We start from the raw sequence: 19,569 nt of genomic DNA, 5'->3' as shown, positions 1-19,569 counted from the left end.
GCTAACCTAAGCCTCGTTCCAGCCAAGCGGCTTTCAGCCGTGCCCGCAGTGGCTCCGTACGCACGAAAGCAGACCCAGTCATGTCGAACGCCAGAACCGCCCGCCTCTCCCGTCGCGGCCTGCTCGCCGCCGGTGGTGCTCTCGGGCTCGGCGCCCTCGTGACCGCGTGTGGCAGTGAGGACTCCAAGGACAACGGCTCGGACGCCAAGGGCGCCGCCGCGTCCGGACCCTGGTCGTTCAAGGACGACCGCGGCAAGACCGTGAAGCTCGACAAGGTCCCCGCCAACATCGCCGCCTTCACCGGTGTCGCCGCCGCCCTGTTCGACTACGGCATCGAGGTCAAGGGCGTCTTCGGCCCGACCAAGACCAAGGACGGCAAGGCCGATGTCCAGGCCGGCGACATGGACGTCAGCAAGCTGACCGTCTTCGGCAACCAATTCGACCAGTTCAACGTCGAGCGGTACGCGGCCTTCCAGCCCGACGTGCTCATCACCACGACCTTCGACGCCGCCGGCAGCCTCTGGTACGTCCCGGAGGCCTCCAAGGACAAGATCGCCAAGCTCGCCCCGAGCGTCGCGATCTCCGTCTTCGACCGCCAGATGCCCAAGCCCCTTCAGCGCATGGCCGACCTCGCCGAGTCGCTGGGCGCCGACCTGAAGGCCGCGAAGGTCGTCGAGGCGAAGAAGCGCTTCGAGGCCGCCTCCGAGCGACTGCGCAAGGCCGCCAAGTCCCGCCCCGAGATCAAGGTGCTGGCCGGTTCCGCCTCGGACGCCATCTTCTACGTCTCCGGCTCCAACTTCTCCATCGACCTTGAGTACTTCAAGGCCCTCGGCGTGAACCTCGTCGAGCCCCCGGAGAAGGCCAAGGCGGCCAACGGCGGCTGGTTCGAGAACCTCAGCTGGGAGAACGTCGACAAGTACCCGGCGGACATCATCATGATGGACGACCGCGCCTCGACCATCCAGCCGGCCGACATCACCAAGGCGACCTGGAAGAAGCTGCCCGCGGTCAAGGCCGGTCAGGTCATCTCACGTTCGCCCGAGCCGATCCTGTCCTACGACAAGTGCACGCCGCTGGTGGAGAACCTCGCGAAGGCCATCGAGTCGGCCAAGAAGGTCGCCTGACCTCTGCCGAGAGGGTCGCCTGACCTCCGCCGAGAAGGCCACGCGGCCCCCTGCCGAGCAGATCGCCCGACCTCCCGTCCAGAAGGTCACCCGCCCCCCTGCCGAGCAAGTCACCCCATCTCCCACCGAGATGGTCGGCCGGCCCCGCCCGGCAGGTCGTCCGACCCCCGCCCCTTCCTGACGTTCAGGAGCCGCACGTGACCACCGCCGTAGCCGCCCCGTTCCGTTTCTTCTCCCTCCAAGTCGTACGGACGAGGCGGCTCGGGCCGTCCCTGGTGCGGGTCACCTTCGCAGGGCCCGATCTGCACGCCTTCCATTCCGCCGGGCAGGACCAGTCGCTGTCGCTGTTCCTGCCGCACCCGGGGCAGAGCGAGCCGGTCGTGCCGCTCGAACTGGGGGACGGCTGGTGGCAGGGCTGGCGTGAACTCCCGGACGACGTACGGGCCGTGATGCGCTCGTACACCCTGCGCGGCCTGCGCCGGGACCCGGACGAGATCGACATCGATTTCGCCTTGCACGGCATCGGGCCGGGCGCGTCCGTGCAGGCCGGCCCGGCCTCCCGCTGGGCCGCCCGGGCCGGCGCCGGAGACCGGGTCCTGCTGCTCGGCCCGGCCGTCGCCGACAACCGGGCTATCCGCTTCCGGCCGCCCGAGGACACCGACCTCGTGGTCGTCTGGGGCGACGAGACCGCCGTACCGGCCGCCTGCGCCATCGTCGAGGCACTGCCGGCCGGCACCCGCGCCCGGGTCTGGCTGGAGGTCCCCCACGCCGGCGACATCCAGGACCTGGTGACCGAGGCCGACGCCGAGGTCACCTGGCTCGTGCGGGACGAGCGGAGTGCCGAGGGGTCTCCCCTGGCCCTCGACGTCCTCCGGGACGCCCCGTTGCCGCCCGCCGAGCGGCCGTACGTCTGGATCGCCGGTGAGTCCGGGTGCGTCAAGGAGCTGCGCCGGCACTTCGTGCGGGAGCGCGGCATCGACCGCCGCCGGGTCACGTTCGTCGGCTACTGGCGGCGCGGCGTGAGCGAGGAGCAGCTGCGGGCCGAGGCATAGCCGCTCGCCAGGGCCGGGGTGACACGAGTGACCATGGTCACGGCAGCCCCTGCTCACACCTCGATCAACTTAGGTTAGGCTTACCTAAGTTTTGGACGCCGGAGATCAACCCGTCCCGTCCCACACCGGATCGTCCCCACCGGAGGACCCCCACATGCGCTCGCACCTGCTCAACGACACCACCGCGGAGCACTACCGCCGCTCCGTGACCGAAGGAGTCGAGCGGGTGGCCGCCAAACTCGCCGCCACCGACCGGCCGTTCACCGGCATCACCGTCGACGCCCTCTCCCCCCGCATCGACGCGATCGACCTCGACCGGCCGCTGCACGACACCGCCGCGGTGCTCGACGAACTGGAGGAGGTCTACCTCCGGGACGCGATCTACTTCCACCACCCCCGCTACCTGGCGCACCTCAACTGCCCGGTCGTCATCCCCGCGGTGCTCGGCGAGGCCGTCCTGTCCGCCGTGAACTCCTCGCTCGACACCTGGGACCAGTCGGCCGGCGGCACGCTCATCGAGCGGAAGCTGATCGACTGGACGACCGGCCGCATCGGTTTCGGCCCCGCCGCCGACGGCGTGTTCACCTCCGGCGGCACCCAGTCCAACCTCCAGGCGCTGCTGCTCGCCCGCGAGGAGGCCAAGACCGAGGATCTGGCCACGCTGCGCGTCTTCGCCTCCGAGGTCAGCCACTTCAGCGTGAAGAAGTCCGCGAAACTGCTCGGCCTCGGTCCGGACGCGGTGGTCTCCATACCCGTCGACCAGGACAAGCGCATGCGGACCGTCGCGCTCGCCCGTGAGCTGGAGCGCTGCGCCGAGGACGGCCTCGTCCCCATGGCCGTCGTCGCCACCGCCGGCACCACCGACTTCGGCTCCATCGACCCGCTGCCCGAGATCGCCGAACTGTGCGAGCAGTTCGGCACCTGGATGCACGTCGACGCCGCCTACGGCTGCGGCCTGCTGGCCTCCCTGAAGCACCGGGACCGCATCAACGGCATCGAGCGCGCCGACTCGGTCACCGTCGACTACCACAAGTCCTTCTTCCAGCCGGTGAGTTCCTCGGCCGTGCTGGTGCGGGACGCGGCCACGCTGCGCCACGCCACGTACCACGCCGAGTACCTCAACCCGCGGCGCATGGTGGAGGAGCGCATCCCCAACCAGGTGGACAAGTCGCTGCAGACCACCCGCCGCTTCGACGCCCTCAAGCTGTGGATGACGCTGCGCACCATGGGCGCCGACGGCATCGGGCAGCTCTTCGACGAGGTGTGCGAGCTGGCCCGGGAAGGCTGGCGGCTGCTCGCGGCCGACCCGCGCTTCGATGTCGTCGTGGAGCCGAGCCTGTCCACCCTCGTCTTCCGCTACATCCCGGCGGCCGTCACCGACCCCGCCGAGATCGACCGCGCCAACCTCTACGCCCGCAAGGCCCTGTTCGCCTCCGGTGACGCCGTCGTCGCGGGCACCAAGGTCGGCGGCCGTCACTTCCTGAAGTTCACCCTGCTCAACCCCGAGACGCAGGCGTCCGACATCGCCGCCGTCCTCGATCTGATCGCCGGCCACGCCGAGCAGTACCTGGGAGAGTCCCTTGACCGCGCGTCCTGACAACCGAAGCAGTACCCACGACTTCGTGGGGATCGGGCTCGGCCCCTTCAACCTCGGCCTGGCCTGCCTGACCGAGCCGATCGACGAACTCGACGGCGTCTTCCTGGAGTCGAAGCCCGACTTCGAGTGGCACGCGGGCATGTTCCTGGACGGCGCCCACCTCCAGACCCCGTTCATGTCGGACCTGGTCACCCTCGCCGACCCGACGTCCCCGTACTCCTTCCTGAACTACCTGAAGGAGAAGGGCCGACTGTACTCGTTCTACATCCGCGAGAACTTCTACCCGCTGCGCGTCGAGTACGACGACTACTGCCGCTGGGCCGCGGGCAAACTGAGCAGCATCCGCTTCGGCACCACGGTCGCGCAGGTGACGTACGAGGACGAGCTCTACGTCGTGAGGACGACCGCCGGAGACACCTACCGGGCCCGTCACCTGGTCCTCGGCACCGGCACCCCGCCCCACATACCCGAGGCCTGCCAGGGCCTGGACGGCGACTTCGTCCACAACTCCCGCTACCTGAGCCACAAGGCGGAGCTGCAGAAGAAGGACTCCATCACCCTGGTCGGCTCGGGCCAGTCCGCCGCCGAGATCTACCAGGACCTGCTCAGCGAGATCGACGTCCACGGCTACCGGCTGAACTGGGTCACCCGCTCCCCGCGCTTCTTCCCGCTGGAGTACACCAAGCTCACGCTGGAGATGACGTCCCCGGAGTACGTCGACTACTTCCGCGAGCTGCCCGAGGCGACCCGCTACCGCCTCACGGCCGAGCAGAAGGGCCTGTTCAAGGGCATCGACGGCGACCTGATCAACGAGATCTTCGACCTGCTCTACCAGAAGAACCTGACCGGCCCCGTCCCCACCCGCCTGCTCACCAACTCCTCGCTGAACAGCGCCCGGTACGAGAACGGCACGTACACCCTCGGCTTCCGCCAGGAGGAGCAGGGCAAGGACTTCGAGCTGGAGTCGCAGGGCCTGGTCCTGGCGACCGGCTACAAGTACGCCGAGCCGGAGTTCCTGGCCCCCGTCAAGGACCGGCTGGTCTACGACTCCCGGGGCAACTTCGACGTCGCCCGCAACTACGCCATCGACGTCACCGGCCGGGGGATCTTCCTGCAGAACGCGGGCGTCCACACGCACAGCATCACCAGCCCCGACCTGGGCATGGGCCCGTACCGCAACGCGTACATCATCCGCGAGCTGCTCGGCAGCGAGTACTACCCGGTGGAGAAGACGATCGCGTTCCAGGAGTTCGCCGTATGAGCACCACGGGCATCGGAACGCTCGCCGTCCGCCCGCTCGACCCGCTGAAGGACGCCGAGCTGCTGCACTCCTGGGTCACCCACCCCAAGGCGGCCTACTGGATGATGCAGGACGCCGCGCTCCAGGACGTCGAGCGCGAGTACATGCGGATCGCGGCCCACGAGCACCACCACGCGTACATCGGCCTCCACGACGGCGTGCCCGCCTTCCTCATGGAGACGTACGACCCCCGGTACGTGGAGCTGGTCGGGCTGTACGACCCGGAGCCCGGCGACGTCGGCATGCACTTCCTGGTCGCGCCGACCGACCGGCCGATCCACGGCTTCACCAGGGCCGTCATCACCGCCGTGATGGACGAGCTGTTCGCCGACCCGCGCACCCGGCGGGTCGTGGTGGAGCCCGACGTGAGCAACAAGGCAGTCCACGCGCTGAACGAGGCCGTCGGCTTCGTGGCCGAGCGCGAGATCGACAAGCCGGAGAAGCGCGCGCTGCTGAGCTTCTGCACGCGCGAGCAGTTCCTGGCCGCCCGAGGAGTAGCCGTATGACCCTGTCCGACGCCGTAGCGCATCTGTCCCCCCACCGCTGGGCGCGGGCCAACCGCCTCCTGATCCGCAAGGCGCTCGCCGAGTTCGCGCACGAGCGGCTGATCACCCCCGAGCGGGACGGTGAGCGATACGTCGTGCGCAGCGACGACGGCCTGACGGTCTACCGCTTCTCGGCCGCCCGCCGGGCCCTGGACCACTGGCAGGTCGACGCCGATTCGATCACCCGGCACCGGGACGGCGCCGAACTCGAGCTGGCCGCACTGGACTTCTTCATCGAACTCCAGAAGTCCCTGGGCCTGAGCGAGGACATCCTGCCGGTCTACCTGGAGGAGATCTCCTCCACCCTCTCCGGCACCTGCTACAAGCTCACCAAGCCGAAAGCGACGGCGGCCGAACTGGCCCGGGGCGACTTCCAGACCATCGAGACCTCGATGACCGAGGGCCACCCCTGCTTCGTCGCCAACAACGGGCGGCTCGGCTTCGGTGTCCACGAGTACCTGTCGTACGCGCCGGAGACGGCGAGCCCGGTCCGCCTGGTGTGGCTGGCCGCGCACCGGTCACGGGCGGCGTTCACGGCCGGCGTCGGCATCGAGTACGAGTCGTTCCTGCGCGAGGAGCTGGGCGGCGAGACCGTCGAGCGCTTCCGGGCCGTCCTTCGCGAGCAGGACCTCGACCCGGCCGACTACCTGTTCATCCCGGTGCACCCCTGGCAGTGGTGGAACAAGCTCTCCGTCACCTTCGCCGCCGAGGTCGCGCGCCGGCACCTGGTGTGCCTGGGCGAGGGCGACGACGAGTACCTGGCCCAGCAGTCCATCCGGACCTTCTTCAACCGGACCAGCCCCGGGAAGCACTACGTCAAGACCGCCCTGTCGGTCATCAACATGGGCTTCATGCGCGGTCTGTCGGCGGCGTACATGGAGGCCACGCCCGCGATCAACGACTGGCTCGCCCAGCTCATCGAGGGCGACCCGGTGCTGAAGGCCACGGGCCTGTCGATCATCCGGGAGCGCGCGGCGGTCGGCTACCGGCACCTGGAGTACGAGCAGGCGACGGACCGCTACTCGCCCTACCGCAAGATGCTCGCCGCGCTGTGGCGGGAGAGCCCGGTGCCGTCGCTCGGGCAGGGCGAGTCCCTGGCAACGATGGCGTCCCTGGTCCACGTCGACGACCAGGGCGCGTCGATCGCCGGCGCGCTGATCGAGCAGTCGGGCCTCGCCCCGACGGAGTGGCTGCGCCGCTACCTCGAGGCCTACTTCACGCCTCTCCTGCACAGCTTCTACGCCTACGACCTGGTGTTCATGCCGCACGGCGAGAACGTCATCCTGGTGCTGAAGGACGGGGTGGTGCAGCGGGCGATCTACAAGGACATCGCCGAGGAGATCGCGGTCATGGACCCGGACGCGGTGCTGCCGCCGACGGTGGAGCGGCTGCGGGTGGAGGTCCCGGAGGACAAGAAGCTCCTGTCGATCTTCACGGACGTCTTCGACTGCTTCTTCCGCTTCCTCGCGGCGAACCTCGCCACGGAGGGCGTCCTGGAGGAGGACGACTTCTGGCGCACGGTCGCGGAGGTCACCCGCGCCTACCAGGAGTCCAAGCCCGAACTCGCCGACCGGTTCGCGCAGTACGACATGTTCGCCCCGGAGTTCGCCCTCTCCTGCCTCAACCGCCTCCAGCTCCGCAACAACGAGCAGATGGTGGACCTGTCGGACCCGTCCGGCGCCCTCCAGCTGGTCGGCACCCTGAAGAACCCGATCGCGGGCTTCTGACCCCGAAGACGGACGGGCACCCCGGAGTACGGTCCTCCGGGGTGCCCGTCCCTTCGGGGGCGCAGGGCAACCGCTCCGCCGGTCACTCTGAAGGGTGCTGCTGATCGACGTCATGCGCGAAAGCGCCCGTGAACCTCGACCCGCATAGGGTTGGAATCTCACTCATTCAGAGGGGGAGGATGTCGACCCATGGCGGAAATCATCCAGAGGGACGGCACATGGGCCTTCGACGGCGACGCGCTGCGGCTGACTCCGGGACGGGACAAGAACGTCAGCCTGCTGCGCAAGGAACTGGGTGAAGTGGTCGTGCCGTTGGGGGCGTTGGCCGGTGTCTCCTTCGAGCAGGGCAAGAAGGCCGGGCGGCTCAGGCTGCGGCTGCGCGACGGCGCCGATCCGCTGCTGCAGGCCACGGGCGGCCGGCTCACCGAACCCCACGACCCGTACCAGCTGATGGTGGAGACCGACCGCTACGGCGTCGCCGAGTACGTCGTGGACGAGGTCCGCAGTGCCCTGCTCCTCGACCAGGTCCCCGCCGGGCCGGTCGACACGTATCTGCTTCCCGGCCCCTCCGTCCCCCTGTCGGTCTCCGCAGGGGACGGCACCGCCCGTTTCGACGGCGAGCGCATACACCTGGAGTGGAACTGGAAGACCGAGGACGCCAAGGCCGCCGCCGGCGCCCGCACACTCGCGCTCGGCGACATCACGGGCGTGGAGTGGCACCCGGCGGCCGGTCTGGAGAACGGCCACCTCCGCTTCATCGTGCGGAACGCCCCGGCCAAGACCCCGGCCAAGTACGACCCCAACGCCGTGGAGCTGTGGGGCTTCAAGAAGGACCCGCTGATGGCACTGGTCGCGGCGGCGGTCCAGGCGAGGCTTCCGCACCCGGCCCGGGCCGCCGCCACCCATCCGGTGGACTCGCGACCGGAACTGCCCTCTCCTCCGGTCGCGTCCGCCGAGGACGACCACGACGCCCTGCTGCGCCGCCTGCGCGAGCTCGGTGAACTGCATCGCACCGGCGTACTGACGGACGAGGAGTTCGCCCTCGCCAAGCAGGCGGTCCTCAAGCGCATGTGACACCCGGGGGCGCTACTTCGCCCGGCGCGCCACCGTGAAGTGGTCGACCTGGTCCCCGTTCTCGGCGATGCCCCGCACCTTCAGCGTGGTCAGACGGCCCTTCGGCGCGGGGGTGACGTCCACGCGCAGGAAGGAGTAGTCGAGGTAGCGCACCCGGGACCAGGTGACGGTCTCGTTCTGCTTGCCGCCCTTGAGGTTGACGAACGAGGCCACGGAGTCCACCTCGTGCTCGTTGCCCTCGTAGGACAGGGGAGCGCTGAACGCGTACAGGCTGCGGCCCGCCGCACCGGCCGTCACATAGACCACGCCGTCGGTCTCGGGGTAGGCCGTGCCGCCGATGGGGAGCTTCTTGGTGACCTTGTTCCCCTTGATCACGTCGGTGCGCTCGTACTGGTGGTTGTGGCCGTTGATGACCAGGTCCACGGTGTACTTCTCGAACAGCGGCACCCACTCCTGGCGGACCCCGCCCTCGGAGGCGTGGGAGGTGGAGGTGCAGTAGGCGCAGTGGTGGAAGAACACGACGATGAAGTCGATGTCGTGCGCGGCCCGGTACTTCTTGAGCTGGGCCTCCAGCCACTTCGTCTGGGTGCCGCCGGAGATGCCGAGGTTGGCCGGGATCTCGAAGGAGATGTCGTTGGCGTCGAGCGAGATGACGGCCGTGTTGCCGTAGACGAAGGAGTAGACGCCCGGCAGGTTCTTCTTGTCGGGGCCGTTGTCCGGGAGGGTCCAGCGGGCCTCCTCGCCGCCGTAGCCGTTGGGCGAGTACCAGGCCTCCATGTCGTGGTTGCCGTAGGCGGGCATCCACGGCACGGACTTGGCGACGGACTCGGTCTGGGCGAGGAACTGGTCCCACACGCGCGAGTCGAAGCCGGTGTCGTCGGTCCTGCCCTGGCCGGCCGGGTCGCCGTAGGCGATGTCACCGGCGTGCAGGTGGAAGGCCGGGTTCTGGCCGAGGAGCAGGCTGTTGTTGGCCAGCGCGTGGTAGCTGACGCCCTCGTCGCCGAAGGCGGTGAAGGTGAACGGCTTCTTGTGCGCGGGGGCGGTGGTGAAGGTGCCGAGGGTGCCCAGCAGGTGCGGTGCGGCCGGGTCGAAGCCCTGGTGGCCGACGCCGTAGTAGTAGGTCCGGCCCGGGCGCAGGTGGGTCAGCCTGGCGTGGACGTAGTACTGGGTGTGGTTGCCGCTCGCTCCGACACCGGCGGGTGTGAAGAGGGTGCGGACCTCGGCGTCGATCTTGTGGGAGAGGTCCCAGGGGTGGGCGCCGATCCGGATGAACGGCTTCTTGACGGCGACCGGGACCTGCCAGGAGACCGTCATCTCCGTGCGCGGGTCGGCGCCGTAGGCGAGGTGGCGGCCAAAGGGGGCGACGTGAGCCCCGTCGACGGTCTCGCCGCCGGGGCGGCCGCTCGGAACGGCGGCCTGGGCGGTGGCGCCCGGCACGAACGCGCCACCCGTGACGGCGCCGAGCGTGACGGCGCCGCCTCTGATCATCGTGCGCCGGGAGAACCGGGCGCGCAGGTACTCGTGCTGCTCGGCCATGCTCATGCGCTCGGCGAGCCGCTCGGGTACGCCCATACGAGGAGTGTCCATGGCGTCCAAAAATCGACGCCCCGGGCAACGGGACGCCGGACGTCCGGTGGACGCCGCACGAACAAGCCCTCATGACGGGTTCAATGTTCTCCCAAAGACTCGCCACAGGCGTCTGCCCGAAACCGGGCAGATTTCTTGCGAAAGCGCCGCCGGTAGCCCAGGATCTAGCGAGTGCACGACGAACTCGTTGATCATCTGACGCGGTCCACCGCCCTCAGCCGGGGCGAGGCGCTGCGCGTGATCCAGGACGTGCTCGCCTACTTCGACGAGACGACCGAGGAGTACGTCCGTCGCCGCCACCGCGAGCTCCAGGCCCAGGGCCTGGTGAACGCGGCGATCTTCGAGCGGATCGAGGCGGATCTCAAATACCGCGCGGTGGCCCCGCCTGAGCTCTCGCTCCGGCAGCTGCGGCGCATCGTCTACGGCTAGGAATACGTATACATGTGCGGAATCGTCGGTTACATCGGGAAGCGTGACGTCGCGCCCCTGCTCCTGGAGGGCCTCCAGCGCCTGGAGTACCGCGGCTACGACTCCGCGGGCATCGTCGTCACGTCCCCGAAGACGTCCGGCCTGAAGATGGTCAAGGCCAAGGGCCGCGTGCGCGACCTGGAGGCCAAGGTCCCGGCCCGCTTCAAGGGCACGACCGGCATCGCCCACACCCGCTGGGCCACCCACGGCGCCCCGTCCGACGTGAACGCCCACCCGCACCTGGACGCCGAGGGCAGGGTCGCCGTCGTCCACAACGGCATCATCGACAACGCCTCCGACCTGCGCCGCAAGCTGGAGGCGGACGGCGTCGAGTTCCTCTCCGAGACCGACACCGAGGTCCTGGTCCACCTGATCGCCCGCTCGCAGGCGCCCAAGCTGGAGGACAAGGTCCGCGAGACCCTCCGGCTGATCGAGGGCACCTACGGCATCGCCGTGATGCACGCCGACTTCCCCGACCGCATCGTCGTCGCCCGCAACGGCTCGCCGGTCGTCCTGGGCATCGGCGAGAAGGAGATGTTCGTCGCCTCCGACATCGCCGCCCTGGTCGCCCACACGCGCCAGATCGTCACCCTCGACGACGGCGAGATGGCCACCCTCAAGGCCGACGACTTCCGTACCTACACCACCGAGGGCACCCGCACCACCGCCGAGCCCACCACCGTGGAGTGGGAGGCCGCCTCCTACGACATGGGCGGCCACGACACCTACATGCACAAGGAGATCCACGAGCAGGCCGACGCCGTGGACCGCGTGCTGCGCGGCCGCATCGACGACCGCTTCTCCACCGTGCACCTGGGCGGCCTCAACCTGGACGCCCGCGAGGCCCGGCGCATCCGCCGCGTGAAGATCCTCGGCTGCGGCACCTCGTACCACGCGGGCATGATCGGCGCCCAGATGATCGAGGAGCTGGCCCGCATCCCCGCCGACGCCGAGCCGGCCTCGGAGTTCCGCTACCGCAACGCGGTCGTCGATCCCGACACCCTCTACGTCGCGGTCTCCCAGTCGGGTGAGACCTACGACGTGCTGGCCGCCGTGCAGGAGCTCAAGCGCAAGGGCGCCCGCGTCCTGGGCGTGGTGAACGTGGTCGGCTCGGCGATCGCCCGCGAGGCGGACGGCGGCATCTACGTGCACGCCGGGCCCGAGGTCTGCGTGGTCTCCACCAAGTGCTTCACCAACACCACGGTCGCCTTCGCCCTGCTCGCCCTGCACCTCGGCCGCACCCGTGACCTCTCGGTCCGGGACGGCAAGCGGATCATCGAGGGCCTGCGCAAGCTGCCCGCGCAGATCGCCGAGATCATGGAGCAGGAGGAGGACGTCAAGAAGCTGGCCCAGCAGTTCGCCGACGCCCGCTCGATGCTCTTCATCGGCCGCGTCCGGGGCTACCCGGTGGCCCGCGAGGCGTCCCTGAAGCTCAAGGAGGTCTCGTACATCCACGCCGAGGCCTACCCCGCATCCGAGCTCAAGCACGGCCCCCTGGCCCTGATCGAGCCGGCCCTCCCGACGGTCGCCATCGTCCCCGACGACGACCTGCTGGAGAAGAACCGCGCCGCCATGGAGGAGATCAAGGCCCGCAGCGGCAAGATCCTCGCGGTGGCCCACCAGCACCAGGAGAAGGCCGACGAGACGATCGTCGTCCCGAAGAACGAGGACGAGCTGGACCCGATCCTGATGGGCATCCCGCTCCAGCTCCTCGCCTACCACACGGCGCTGGCCCTCGGCCGCGACATCGACAAGCCGAGGAACCTGGCGAAGTCGGTGACGGTTGAGTAGGTGACCCTCTTCTAGGGGCGCGGGGAACTGCGCGACAGGCCCCCACGCACCCGCACAGGCCATCACATGAGGACGGACCCCCACGTGCTGCCACCACGCACGGGGGGTCCGTTTCATCGCCGGGAAGCCGCCCAACTCCCCGGCCTGCGCAGCTAACCGGTGGCCGTCACGCCCCGGCCGGCAGCGCGTCGTGGAAGTGCCGTGGGCCAGTGCGCCAACGCGGCGGTCGCCGCGTACCAGGCCACCGCGCCCGCGGCGACGGCGAACCAGCCCCCGACCTTCGCCAGCCCGCCGTTGCCCGCGAACGCGGCGATCGCGAGCAGGATCAGCGACACGAAGAACAGCCCGTACACGCCCTGTCCGAGCTGGTCCCCGCCCGCGACGGTGAGGGACAGCGCCACCAGGGCGAACAACAGCAGGAACAACCCCGCCTCGTTACCGGAGGCGACCTCGGTCACGGCCCAGGTGAACCACAGGGCCCCGAGCACCGTGAACGCCGTCCCACCGGCGGCGTCCCCCTCGCGCAGGGCCACAAGGCCGGCGGCGAAGAGGGCGACTCCGCCCACATACTGGGCGATTGACGCGGCGTCAGAGGCTGACACACCGTCGATCAGGGCGGTGTGCCCCAGCCCGAAGGCCAACAGGGTGATGGCGAGGGCGAGTCGACCGGCCACGGTCGTGATTCCGCTTCCCGCGGAGACGTCTTTGTCCACGGCGGGCTCCCTTCGTGCATGTGCAGTTGTGCGGTGTTCCGTATATGCCCTTCACAAGGGCACAAACACCTCTACGCGGTAGTAGATTCGCGTGGCGCACAAGGGAGTTGCCGCTGCGTGACGGTCAGGGGATGACGATGACGGGCCGCTGCGCCCGCTTGGCGAGCCGCCCGGCGACCGAGCCGAAGATGCGGCCCACGATGCCGTGGGTGGACCCGACGACGATGGCGTCGGCCTCGTACTCCCGGCCGACCTCTTCGAGTTCGTGGCAGATGTCGCCGCCCCGCTCGACCAGGATCCAGGGCACTTCGGCGAGGTAGTCCGCGCAGGCCAGCTCCAGACCGAGCACCTCGGTGCGGTGGTCGGGCACGTCCACGAAGACGGGCGGCTCGCAGCCCGCCCACACCGTGGTCGGCAGCCGGTTGGCGACGTGGACGATGATCAGGCCCGACCGGGAGCGATGGGCCATGCCGATCGCGTATGCCAGGGCACGCTCACTGGACGTGGAGCCGTCGAAGCCGACGACGACCCCGTGCTTGAAGGCGGGATCGCAGGAATGGCGTGGCTCTTCCGCCGCGAGGGGCTCGGCCGCCGTGGGATCGGCGACGGGCCGCTTGCGGTCCGCGGGTTCGAAGAATTCGTGACCGGCCATGGCTGTCTCGGCGTTGTGATCCTTATACGGGAGGGACAACAGTGTGCGGCGGAGCTGTGTCCGGGAATGGTCTTCCCAACCCCATACCCCCAAGGGTACGGCGGCACGCCTCCTTAGCCCAGATCCCGCTCACGGTGCGTGCGGGTTCCAGGGAGCATGCACGAGGCACCGCCCGTAACGCAATGGTTGCTGCGCTGTACAGGCGGTTTGCACGGGATTCACTTACCCGCGAGGGTGACCGGAACAGCCAGTGACCGACGCCCCCGCCGCGCGTTGAACCCCGTGAGTCACGCCACAGGGAGTCAGCATGTCCGCACCACGCACCGCCGCCGAGGCGGACCGCGCGACCCCGCCGCCGCGGGACACCGCGACGGACGTGGTGCGCTGGGCCGCCTTCAGCTGCCTGGTCGTCCCGGTGGTGCTCCTCGGCTACGGCACCTCTCTGGCCGGTGCCGCCGGCACGGCCCTCGGGCTCGCGGCCGTCACGGGCGCCTGCCGGGTCCTGCTGCGTCAGTCCGAGCGTGGCGCGGCCCGGCTCGCGGCCGAGGACCGGGCGCCCCACCGGGGCAGGCGCCACCGCACCGGAACGGGGTCGCACCGGGGTGGACGGCACACCGGAGGGGATACACCGGTCGGCTGACCGGTTTCCGCGCACGCGCACGCTGCTTTTCAGCCAACTTCCGGACTCTGCGCATCCCCCGGTCCCCACACCCCCCAACCCCCGTTTGACCTGCATGGAAAGGGCCTCCGGGGGTCCGCGCACCCTACGTGGATTGGCCACCGCGACAAGGCGCACTTCCCTGCACGCCCCACGAGTGCAACGCTTCGTGATCGAATGCTTCACGCCAAGTTGCCAAGTCGACAATGTGCCGAGTGCCGAACCGGCCACTTCGGCGCGACCGGACACAGTAGATTCGATCTTGACTGTCTACGGCGGGGGACTCGTGCAGGACCAAGGGGAAACGTGCAGGAGCGACACAACCGAGGAGCCGCGACCACCGAGGGGGGCTTAGCAGTTATGAGCCACGACTCCACTGCCGCGCCGGAAGCCGCGGCCCGGAAGCTTTCCGGGCGACGCCGCAAGGAGATCGTCGCGGTGCTGCTGTTCAGCGGCGGCCCCATCTTCGAGAGTTCCATACCACTGTCGGTGTTCGGGGTTGACCGCCAGGACGCCGGCGTACCGCGCTACCGCCTATTGGTGTGCGGGGGCGAGGACGGTCCGCTGAGGACCACGGGCGGACTCGAACTCACCGCACCACATGGCCTGGAAGCGATCTCACGCGCGGGCACGGTCGTCGTACCGGCCTGGCGTTCGATCACTTCCCCACCACCGGAAGAGGCGCTCGACGCGCTGCGCCGCGCCCACGAGGAGGGCGCCCGCATCGTCGGGCTGTGCACCGGCGCCTTCGTCCTCGCGGCGGCGGGCCTGCTGGACGGCCGCCCGGCGACGACACACTGGATGTACGCACCGACGCTGGCCAAGCGCTATCCGTCGGTGCACGTGGACCCGCGTGAGCTGTTCGTCGACGACGGCGACGTGCTGACCTCGGCGGGGACCGCAGCGGGCATCGACCTGTGCCTGCACATCGTGCGCACGGACCACGGCAACGAGGCGGCCGGGGCCCTGGCCAGGCGGCTCGTCGTGCCGCCGCGCCGCAGCGGCGGGCAGGAGCGCTACCTCGACAGGTCTTTACCCGAGGAGATCGGCGCCGACCCGCTCGCCGAGGTCGTCGCCTGGGCGCTGGAGCACCTCCACGAACAGTTCGACGTGGAGACGCTGGCGGCCCGCGCGTACATGAGCCGGCGTACGTTCGACCGCCGGTTCCGGTCGCTGACCGGGAGCGCTCCGCTGCAGTGGCTGATCACCCAGCGGGTCCTCCAGGCGCAGCGGCTGCTGGAGACGTCGGACTACTCGGTGGACGAGGTGGCGGGGCGCTGCGGCTTCCGGTCGCCGGTGGCCCTGCGCGGGCACTTCCGCCGTCAGCTGGGCTCGTCCCCGGCCGCGTACCGGGCGGCGTACCGTGCCCGGCGCCCGCAGGGCGAGCGGCCCCAGGACACCGAGAGCGCACCGGGCGCTCCCGGGTCCGGCACGCCGGGGCACGCGGGCCACGCGGGGCATCACCCGGGCCCGCCCGGCCAGGCGCCGGCCCCGCTGCACCCGGAGCACCCGGTCCCGCTGCAGTCCCGCCGTACGGCGGCGGCGAGCGCGGTCGGCCAGTCGCCGGCCCTGTCGGGGAGCCTGCCCGGGCAGCGCAGCGCGCCCTGATCCGGTGGCACCGGGCCCGTGAGGAGCACGTCTCCTCGCGGGCCCTCCGGCTTTCCCGGTACGGACGGCCCGGCCGATGGCGGCGGGCCGTAAGGTTAGACACATGAACGATCGCATGGTGTGGATCGACTGCGAGATGACCGGCCTCTCGCTGTCGGACGACGCGCTCATCGAAGTGGCCGCCCTCGTGACCGACTCCGAGCTGAACGTGCTCGGCGAGGGCGTGGACATCGTCATCCGGCCGCCGGACCAGGCGCTGGAGACGATGCCGGACGTGGTGCGTCAGATGCACACCGCCTCCGGGCTGCTCACCGAGCTGGCCGGGGGCACGACGCTGAAGGACGCCGAGGAGCAGGTCCTGACGTACGTGCGGGAGTTCGTCAAGGAGCCGGGCAAGGCTCCGCTGTGCGGGAACTCCGTCGGCACGGACCGCGGCTTCCTGCTGCGGGACATGCCGACGCTGGAGAACTACCTCCACTACCGGATCGTCGACGTGTCGTCGATCAAGGAGCTGGCGCGCCGCTGGTACCCGCGGGCGTACTTCAACAGCCCGCAGAAGAACGGCAACCACCGCGCGCTCGCCGACATCCGCGAGTCCATCGCGGAGCTGCGGTACTACCGCGAGGCCGTGTTCGTCCCGCAGCCCGGGCCCGACTCGGACACCGCGAGGACGATCGCCGCCAAGCACGTCCTGCCTGCTCAGTAGGCCGGCGAGGGGCCCGTCGGGGGGCGCCGCGAAAGCCTGGCGCGAGCACCCCTTCGGACCCTGTACACTTTTTCTCGGCCGGTCGGGGACATCACTGATCTCCACGCCGGTCATGGTGGGTGTAGCTCAGCTGGTAGAGCACCTGGTTGTGGTCCAGGATGCCGCGGGTTCGAGTCCCGTCACTCACCCTGAGTCTTCAGCCGGTGGCTTCGAAAGAGGCCACCGGCTGAAGCGTTTTCCAGCGTGCCGATCGAGGTGACGCCCCAGGGGCGCGGCTACGGTCGGCGGCATGGACGGACGCCAAGGATGGCGCGCGTGTGTGCTCAGCGGGGCGGTCTTCGCCGTCTGCATGGCCGGCACCACGCTGCCGACTCCGCTCTATCCCCTCTACCAGGACGAGTTCGGCTTCTCCGAGCTGACGGTCACCGTGGTGTACGCGCTGTACGCCTTCGCCGTGATCGGTGTGCTGCTCCTGGTCGGTGACGCCTCGGACGCCGTGGGCAGACGCCCGGTCCTGCTGTGCGGGCTGGGCTTCGCCGCGGTGAGCGCCGTCTGCTTCCTGTGTGCCACGGGGCTCGGCTGGCTCTACGCGGGGCGGCTGCTGTCGGGACTGTCCGCCGGGCTGTTCACCGGGGCCGCCACGGCGTACGTGATGGAGCTGGCGCCGGAGGGCGGCGCCTCGCGGGCCACGTTCGTGGCGACGGCCGCCAACATGGGCGGGCTCGGCTGCGGTCCCCTGCTCTCCGGGGTCCTCGCGGAGTACGCCCCCTGGCCGCTGTATCTGCCCTTCGTCACCCATCTCGCCCTGGTGGCCGCCTCGGCCGCCGTCCTGCTGCGGCTCGCGGAGACCGTACGGCAGCGGCAGCCGCTGCGCGCCGTACGTCCGCAGCGGCCCGCGCTGCCGCCGCAGGTGCGGGCGGTGTTCGGGCCCGCCGCCACCGCCGCCTTCGTCGGGTTCGCCCTGTTCGGGGTGTTCACCTCGGTCAGCCCGGCGTTCCTCGCTCAGTCCCTGGACGTGGACGACCACGCCGTGAGCGGGCTGATCGTCGCGCTGGCCTTCTTCTCGTCGACGGCCGGACAGCTCGCGGTCGGCCGGGTCGGTGTGCGGCGCTCCCTCCCGCTGGGCTGCGCCGGGCTGCTCGCCGGTCTCGCGCTGCTCGCGGGAGCACTGCGCTGGGACCTGATGCCGCTGCTGATCGCCAGCGCGCTCGTCGGCGGCATCGGCCAGGGTCTGGCGTTCCGCGGCGCCCTGTCCGAGGTGGCCGGGGCCTCCCCCGGGCACCGGCGGGCGGCGGTGATCTCGACCCTGTTCGTGGTGGCCTACGCGGGCATCTCCCTGCCGGTGATCGGCGTCGGCCTGCTGACCGGGCCGATCGGCCTGGAGGGGGCGGGGCTGGTGTTCATCGCGTGCATGGCCGTCCTGGTCGTGACGGCGGCGGTGTACCTGCTGCGACGACGGACACCGGCCCGGGTGTGAGGACGTGCGACCGTGAGTCCCATGGGCGAGCGGGTGGAACGGGTCGACGAGCAGGACCGTTCTGCTGCCGCGGGGCGATCAGCCCTACTGGCTCGGTGTGCACGAGGCCGTCGTGGCGGAGCCCCTCACACCCGACCCGTCCGAGATCGCCTGGCACGGCCGGCTGAGGGAGGCGGAGTTGCACGCGGCGCTCGGGACGTTGCTCTTCGTGCCCGACGGGGTGGATGCCCTGCGGCGCCATCCCGGCCTCGGCTCACCGGCCGTCACGCCCTGGCCGGCTCCGTGAACCGTTCACCCGGTCCGGTCCGGGCGGTGGCCCGTTCTCACGACGACGCCCGGGACACCAACTCCGTGGCCAGGACCATCTGTCGGCGCTCCAGGCCCCGGGACGCCAGGGGGCGGCGGTCGGCGACCTCCGAAAGCAGCAGGTCGATCATCCGGCGCCCCATTTCCTCTATGGGCTGGCGGACGCTGGTGAGGGGCGGCTCCATGTGACGGGCGATGGCGGAGTCGTCGTAGCCGACGAGCGCCACGTCCTCCGGGATGCGGCGGCCCGCCTCGCGCAGCGCCCGGCGGGCGCCCGAGGCGGTGACGTCGGAGGCGGCGAACACGGCGTCGATGTCGGGGTGCCGCTCCAGCAGGGCGGTCATGGCCCGGTGTCCGCCCTCCTCGGTGAAGTCCCCCGCCTCGATCATCCCCTCGTCCACCCAGCGGCCGGCGTCGCTCAATGCCTCGCGGAAGCCGTCGACACGGCGCTGGGCACCGTAGACGTCGAGGCGGCCGGTGATGTGCGCTATGCGGCTCCGGCCCCGGGAGAGCAGGTGCTCGACGGCCTGGCGGGCGCCGCCGTAGTTGTCCGAGTCGACCGAGGGCAGGGTCTCGGCGGACGAGCGCGGGCCGCTGATCACCGCCGGGATCTCCAGCTGCGCCAGCAGGTCGGGCAGCGGGTCGTCCGCGTGCACCGAGACCAGCAGGACGCCGTCCACGCGGTGGGCCGCCAGGTACTGGGCCAGGCGGGCGCGCTCGCGGTCGCTGCCCGCGAAGATCAGCAGCAGTTGCATCTCCGTGTCGGACAGCGCCGCCCCGACGCCCTTGAGCATGTCGGAGAAGTACGGCTCCGCGAAGAACCTGGTCTCCGGCTCGGGCACGACCAGCGCGATCGCGTCCGTACGGTTGGCGGCCAGGGCCCGGGCCGCGGTGTTGGGGACGTAACCGAGCTCCGCGACCGCCGCCTCGACGGCCGCGCGGGTCGCGTCGCTGACCCGGGGCGAGCCGTTGATCACCCGCGAGACGGTGCCGCGCCCGACACCTGCGCGCGCCGCCACCTCTTCGAGGGTGGGCCGGCCACCGCTTCGGCCCCGCGCTCCGTGGGTTGCCATGGGCTCCGCCTTCCCGTCCACGCCCGCACTCTGCGACTGGCCTGGAATTTAACAGGCCCGTCGGCCCTGTGACCGCCGCCGTCGGCTCGCCGCCCCCGGCCTTCCGCTTCG

The 19,569-nt window shown here is 70.3% G+C and carries 18 protein-coding genes and 1 tRNA gene; 15 read left to right on the top strand and 4 right to left on the bottom strand.

The annotated features are described in order from the left end of the window. Window positions 1-80: 80 nt before the first annotated feature. The 7 genes from AC0665_RS05875 (at window position 81) to AC0665_RS05845 (ending at window position 8,419) form a co-directional block, all read left to right on the top strand. Window positions 81-1,124 (top strand): ABC transporter substrate-binding protein, encoded by a 1,044-nt coding sequence (locus tag AC0665_RS05875; protein ID WP_468409426.1) that lies wholly within the window; start codon window positions 81-83, stop codon window positions 1,122-1,124. Between the two features lie 197 nt (window positions 1,125-1,321). Beyond that, on the top strand, window positions 1,322-2,176 hold the full coding sequence (locus tag AC0665_RS05870) for a siderophore-interacting protein (protein WP_478602058.1): 855 nt from the start codon (window positions 1,322-1,324) through the stop codon (window positions 2,174-2,176). Between the two features lie 154 nt (window positions 2,177-2,330). Beyond that, on the top strand, window positions 2,331-3,773 hold the full coding sequence (desA, locus tag AC0665_RS05865; RefSeq protein WP_468409430.1) for a lysine decarboxylase DesA: 1,443 nt from the start codon (window positions 2,331-2,333) through the stop codon (window positions 3,771-3,773). After that, window positions 3,757-5,034, top strand: coding sequence for a lysine N(6)-hydroxylase/L-ornithine N(5)-oxygenase family protein (locus AC0665_RS05860; RefSeq protein ID WP_468409432.1), 1,278 nt, complete (start codon window positions 3,757-3,759; stop codon window positions 5,032-5,034). Before desA ends, AC0665_RS05860 begins: the two co-directional genes overlap by 17 nt. Continuing rightward, window positions 5,031-5,579, top strand: a complete 549-nt coding sequence (locus AC0665_RS05855; RefSeq protein WP_478602055.1) for a GNAT family N-acetyltransferase — start codon at window positions 5,031-5,033, stop codon at window positions 5,577-5,579. The genes AC0665_RS05860 and AC0665_RS05855 overlap by 4 nt, the downstream gene beginning before the upstream one ends. Further along, entirely contained in the window at window positions 5,576-7,345 is a 1,770-nt protein-coding gene (locus AC0665_RS05850) for an IucA/IucC family protein (protein WP_478602053.1), read from the top strand. The genes AC0665_RS05855 and AC0665_RS05850 overlap by 4 nt, the downstream gene beginning before the upstream one ends. A 189-nt stretch (window positions 7,346-7,534) precedes the next feature. After that, window positions 7,535-8,419 carry a DUF4429 domain-containing protein gene (locus AC0665_RS05845; protein ID WP_366052046.1) on the top strand — a complete coding sequence of 295 codons (885 nt, stop codon included), beginning with the start codon at window positions 7,535-7,537 and terminating at the stop codon, window positions 8,417-8,419. Window positions 8,420-8,431: 12 nt separating this feature from the next. Here the strand turns inward: AC0665_RS05845 and AC0665_RS05840 are convergent, their stop codons facing one another. Further along, window positions 8,432-9,991: a purple acid phosphatase family protein gene (locus tag AC0665_RS05840; RefSeq protein WP_478602050.1), complete on the bottom strand. Its 1,560-nt coding sequence runs from the start codon at window positions 9,989-9,991 to the stop codon at window positions 8,432-8,434. Window positions 9,992-10,177: 186 nt separating this feature from the next. On the opposite strand from AC0665_RS05840, the gene AC0665_RS05835 reads away from it, so the two are divergent. Together AC0665_RS05835 and glmS are read left to right on the top strand one after the other, a co-directional pair. After that, entirely contained in the window at window positions 10,178-10,435 is a 258-nt protein-coding gene (locus tag AC0665_RS05835) for a hypothetical protein (protein ID WP_031130491.1), read from the top strand. 12 nt (window positions 10,436-10,447) lie between these two features. Continuing rightward, window positions 10,448-12,265, top strand: a complete 1,818-nt coding sequence (glmS, locus tag AC0665_RS05830; RefSeq protein ID WP_468409444.1) for a glutamine--fructose-6-phosphate transaminase (isomerizing) — start codon at window positions 10,448-10,450, stop codon at window positions 12,263-12,265. Between the two features lie 152 nt (window positions 12,266-12,417). Here the strand turns inward: glmS and AC0665_RS05825 are convergent, their stop codons facing one another. Then, window positions 12,418-12,978, bottom strand: coding sequence for a GPR1/FUN34/YaaH family transporter (locus AC0665_RS05825; protein ID WP_468409446.1), 561 nt, complete (start codon window positions 12,976-12,978; stop codon window positions 12,418-12,420). A 124-nt stretch (window positions 12,979-13,102) separates the two neighbouring features. Beyond that, on the bottom strand, window positions 13,103-13,630 hold the full coding sequence (locus AC0665_RS05820; RefSeq protein WP_363121794.1) for a universal stress protein: 528 nt from the start codon (window positions 13,628-13,630) through the stop codon (window positions 13,103-13,105). A gap of 307 nt (window positions 13,631-13,937) precedes the next feature. Between AC0665_RS05820 and AC0665_RS05815 the strand changes: the two genes are divergently transcribed. From AC0665_RS05815 to AC0665_RS05790, 6 genes are all read left to right on the top strand, one after another. Continuing rightward, window positions 13,938-14,270, top strand: coding sequence for a hypothetical protein (locus AC0665_RS05815; RefSeq protein ID WP_468409448.1), 333 nt, complete (start codon window positions 13,938-13,940; stop codon window positions 14,268-14,270). 378 nt (window positions 14,271-14,648) lie between these two features. Further along, a complete protein-coding gene (locus AC0665_RS05810) occupies window positions 14,649-15,896 on the top strand; it encodes a helix-turn-helix domain-containing protein (protein WP_478508026.1) in 1,248 nt (415 codons plus the stop codon). 103 nt (window positions 15,897-15,999) lie between these two features. Beyond that, window positions 16,000-16,602 (top strand): oligoribonuclease, encoded by a 603-nt coding sequence (orn, locus tag AC0665_RS05805; RefSeq protein WP_363121791.1) that lies wholly within the window; start codon window positions 16,000-16,002, stop codon window positions 16,600-16,602. Between the two features lie 115 nt (window positions 16,603-16,717). Beyond that, a tRNA-His gene (locus AC0665_RS05800) sits at window positions 16,718-16,790 on the top strand. 101 nt (window positions 16,791-16,891) lie between these two features. Beyond that, the gene (locus AC0665_RS05795; protein WP_478704490.1) at window positions 16,892-18,079 is read left to right on the top strand and encodes an MFS transporter; all 1,188 of its coding nucleotides are present in this window, start codon (window positions 16,892-16,894) and stop codon (window positions 18,077-18,079) included. Window positions 18,080-18,191: 112 nt separating this feature from the next. Continuing rightward, on the top strand, window positions 18,192-18,365 hold the full coding sequence (locus AC0665_RS05790) for a hypothetical protein (RefSeq protein ID WP_478704489.1): 174 nt from the start codon (window positions 18,192-18,194) through the stop codon (window positions 18,363-18,365). 37 nt (window positions 18,366-18,402) lie between these two features. Here the strand turns inward: AC0665_RS05790 and AC0665_RS05785 are convergent, their stop codons facing one another. Further along, window positions 18,403-19,458 (bottom strand): LacI family DNA-binding transcriptional regulator, encoded by a 1,056-nt coding sequence (locus AC0665_RS05785; protein WP_363121788.1) that lies wholly within the window; start codon window positions 19,456-19,458, stop codon window positions 18,403-18,405. Window positions 19,459-19,569: the final 111 nt, after the last annotated feature.

Source organism: Streptomyces sp. NPDC043685 (assembly GCF_056436585.1).
Note: the sequence above shows the minus strand (reverse complement) of the source record. Positions and strands in the feature narration are given on the sequence as shown.